This is a genomic window from Xanthovirga aplysinae, assembly GCF_009711365.1.
Classification (GTDB): Bacteria; Bacteroidota; Bacteroidia; order Cytophagales; family Cyclobacteriaceae; genus Xanthovirga; species Xanthovirga aplysinae.
Genome location: NZ_SMMB01000751.1, coordinates 1 through 3,706, shown reverse-complemented (window position 1 = coordinate 3,706; position 3,706 = coordinate 1). Strand labels below are relative to the sequence as shown.

Annotated in this window: 3 protein-coding genes; 1 reads left to right on the top strand and 2 read right to left on the bottom strand. The window is 37.4% G+C overall.

Annotated elements, in window-relative coordinates:
• Positions 1 to 401 (top strand): hypothetical protein (locus E1171_RS05090; protein WP_222931400.1); only part of this gene is annotated, 401 nt, incomplete at its 5' end.
• Positions 402 to 518: 117 nt separating this feature from the next.
• Here the strand turns inward: E1171_RS05090 and E1171_RS05085 are convergent.
• Together E1171_RS05085 and secA2 are read right to left on the bottom strand one after the other, a co-directional pair.
• Complete coding sequence (locus tag E1171_RS05085; protein ID WP_155204729.1) at positions 519 to 887, bottom strand: hypothetical protein; 369 nt, start codon at positions 885 to 887, stop codon at positions 519 to 521.
• A 413-nt stretch (positions 888 to 1,300) separates the two neighbouring features.
• Positions 1,301 to 3,664, bottom strand: coding sequence for an accessory Sec system translocase SecA2 (secA2, locus tag E1171_RS05080; RefSeq protein WP_155204727.1), 2,364 nt, complete (start codon positions 3,662 to 3,664; stop codon positions 1,301 to 1,303).
• Between the last annotated feature and the right edge of the window lie 42 nt (positions 3,665 to 3,706).

Below are 3,706 nucleotides of genomic sequence, written 5' to 3'. Positions count from 1 at the left end.
ATTTAAAAATGGAATACGCAATGGGTATAACTTTGTCCTTTGATTATATTAAAGATAACTTACTAGAAGATGTTGGTATTGATATAGTTAATGATTTTTCTTATAAATTTAATACGGATAAGACGTTGGATTTTTCTTTTATCATTGAACAAGGAGGCCAAAAATTTACTGGGTCTGTTAGTACAACCTGGGAATTTAATGAGGATCAAACCAAATTATTTATTTATCCCAATGATGAAGTAGATTTATTCTTAATAGGAGCTTTTGAAGTTGAGTCAGTGAGTTCTGTCGCTACTTTTGATATTATTCAGCTTGACTCGGAAGACCTCACACTAAGTACAGAAATGGAATCGGGAGAGGATTTAGGTTCGGTAAGGGTTGAATACAGTTATAGACATTAATGATGGAGGGAGCGACTAGCTCCCTTGTTTTTTAAGGGAATTTAAAAATCTTCCCTTTTCAACCCAAGGCTTCTTCCTTCCCCTTTCATCCTGGATTGTTCTTGAATAAAGATCAGATTAAGCATCTTCCGGATAAGGAATAAAAACAAAGTTGGTAAACTCCTTGTCCACTACAAATAAACAACAGAATTCATCAGGGTTTTTGTAAGTGTCTTTAAAATTTGCATCTTTCTCTTTGTCTACCAGCCCTCTTTGTTCAAATTCATCTAGGAAGGAGGCATAAATATTCCATTTGATGGCCACATCCTGTTTCCCAATTAGCAATTGTCCGATTGGTAAATCATCTTTTGAAATGGCAAAAATTGGGTAATCAAATCCATTTTTTCGAATCTGGTATGAAGCTTCCTTCAAAGTCTCTGCTACCACAACAAAATCCTCTGAAATGGTACCCAGGTATTTTCCATTTAATTGCGGATCATTATTCATTTTTAACTCCTAATTATTATTTATTTCAATTCACACATGGCCATGTTTTCCACATGATATGTTTGTTTGGCCTAAGAACGGTCTCTATTGCACGTATTTACTGTTTTTTGTTCATATACGTTTTTCTCTTACAAAGAACGGACAAAAGTATATTGATTTCTCAGTTTTTCTCAGAAAAGTTGAAAATAAGCAAGGAAATCCTTCCTAACTTTTAAAAAGTGTGGAAATGGGTGGGAAAAAGGCTAATTGGATTTTTTCTGAACTCTCATGAAGCACCAAACTTCACCAACAAAGCTGAAAAAGGGGTTTCATGAGAGTCCTGACGGCCGCTGGAATTAACCTTTTTCGGAAGAAATCCTCCAACAGTAGCTACGGCTTTATGTTAAGATTTCCTTCGTTTTACAAGCCTAGTTTTATGTTGGAGTACTATTCTTCTTTTTAAAAATGGATAGTATCGGCCAGAAAAATAGTTTAGCAAGTTTAAAATCAGTGCCTAATGAAGGAACGAATAACAGCTCCATCCATTCTCCGAAAGGCTGGTCGGTGATCAGCTCGGTATAGGTGGAAGACGGATTTGATAAAAGATCCATCAATTGAGTTCTTCCTTCCTTATCCAATACCTTTTCAAGAATCGACTGTTCTATGTGTTCATCCAAACCATTCATCATTTCAATAAATGCCTCAGCCATAATTTTGCTGAACTCATTAGAAGGAGACAATTTCGCAAGGCTGGAAAGGTGGATACTTTCCCTGACTTCATTGGCTAAATGCAAATGCATGGACCATTGATCATCCATAGTCAATAATGCTACGATCCTAAAAAAATCGTCAATTTCTTCTTCAGAAAATTCACGGGCCAAATCAGATCGTTGAGCATGAGTACCTATTTTATTAATAGGCTGATATCCATTGATCAAAATGTCCTCACGATTTTCCTGAAAGAGCTTTCGTTGATTTTCAAGAATCTCTGCATAAGTGTTGAGGGTCTTTCTAATTTTATAATTTTGTTCTTCAACTTTCTTTTGAACCCGATCTACTGTCTTTAGAACGATTGGGTGGCCTAATGATGTTGCAGCATTATGCTGAATATTCTTTGGTAAAAGGTCATCTATTCCAAAATTAGAGAGCAAATCATCTTCCAGGCTAATAAAAAAACGAGACTTGCCCGGGTCCCCTTGTCGTCCGGCACGACCCCTCAATTGATCATCGATTCGCTTACTTTCATGTCTATATGTTCCAATAACATATAACCCACCAAGTGATGCTACTTGATTGTACTCCTCGATATTGTCATCACCTAACTTGATATCTGTTCCTCGGCCTGCCATGGCCGTAGAAATAGTAATGCTGTTTAGTTTCCCCGCCTGACTAATGATTCTTGCTTCTTCTGCATCTATTTTTGCATTCAATAAATTAACGTGAAGACCTTTTTCCTGTAATAACGTCGTGATTCTTTCTGATTCTTCTACGCTTTCGGTTCCTACCAGTACAGGTTGTCCCGTCTTATTGGTTTTAATAACCTCATCAATGATTGCAGCATCCTTTTGAGTTTTGCTCTTAAAGATCATATCAGGAAGATCCTTCCTGATCAATGGTTTCTCTGTAGGTAAGGCTATAACCTCAAGACCGTAAAATTCCTTTAACTCTTTTTTCGAAGAGAGAGCAGTGCCGGTCATCCCTGAAATAAAGGAATATTTTTCCAGGAAATTCCTTAGCGCAATAGAACCCAACAGTTGGGTTCCGGGATTTATTTCTAATTGCTCCTTTGCTTCAATAGCCGCCTGCAAGCCATCCGGCCAACGCCTTCGGTCAGCTATCCTACCGGTAAACCGATCTATTTGTTCAACTTTTCCATCTCGAATGATATAATCATCATCCCTTCTAAGCAAAAAATGAGCATGGAGAGAGAGGTTGACCGAATTAAGGATTCTGATATATTTTTGAATGTATAGGTTTTCAATTCCCAGTCTTTCCTGAATGAGTTCCTGGCCCTTTTCGGTAAGATAAATCTGATTGGTTTCAGGGTTGGGTTCAAAATCTTCATCAGATTCCAGATTACTAACTATTTCAGAAATCTTTTTTAAATTTTCATCTTCGCCTACACTGTTTTTAGAAATTACAAGGGGCACTCTGGCTTCGTCAATCAAAATGGAGTCAGCCTCATCAATAATGGCCACATTAAATCCTCGATGTACTTTATCTTTCGCAAAGTAGACCATATCGTCACGAAGAAAATCAAAACCTGCTTCTCTTGCTGTGACGTATGTAATATCACATCCATAGGCTCTTTTCCGATCCTTTTTGTTAGATTTCTCAGAGACATAGCCAACCGTATACTCTAAAAAGTCATAAACTGGTTTCGTCCAGTTTGCATCTCTTTCCGATAAATAGTCATTGAAGGTAAGGACATGGACACCTTTATGATTTTGAGCGTGAAAACAAGCAGCAAATACGGCAGCTAATGTTTTGCCCTCACCGGTCTTCATTTCCACGATATTGCCATCCTTCAAATATATTCCAGCCAATAGCTGGCTATTAAAAGGTTGGATGTTCAATGTGCGTCGAATTACCTCTGACACCAGGGCATGATGCTCTATGAGCAGCTCCTGTCTATGGGTGTCATTGGAATATTTACTTCTTAATTGGAAATATCTTTTTTTTATCTCCTGATCATCCGTATTCTGAAGCAATTCAGCTGCAATACGAATTCTGGTCAATAATCTGGCTTCTTGTTTGGAGGTTATATTCTTTTTAAGGTTCGTTAAGGTTCGAATCATAATTCAGAAAAAATTGTCTTATGCCCAGGTTTTAAATCCAAT

What these genes read in the sequence shown, in the direction of transcription:
- secA2 (WP_155204727.1), bottom strand. Translation starts at nt 3,664, where the DNA reads ATGATTCGAACCTTAACGAACCTTAAAAAGAATATAACCTCCAAACAA.
- E1171_RS05085 (WP_155204729.1), bottom strand. Translation starts at nt 887, where the DNA reads ATGAATAATGATCCGCAATTAAATGGAAAATACCTGGGTACCATTTCA.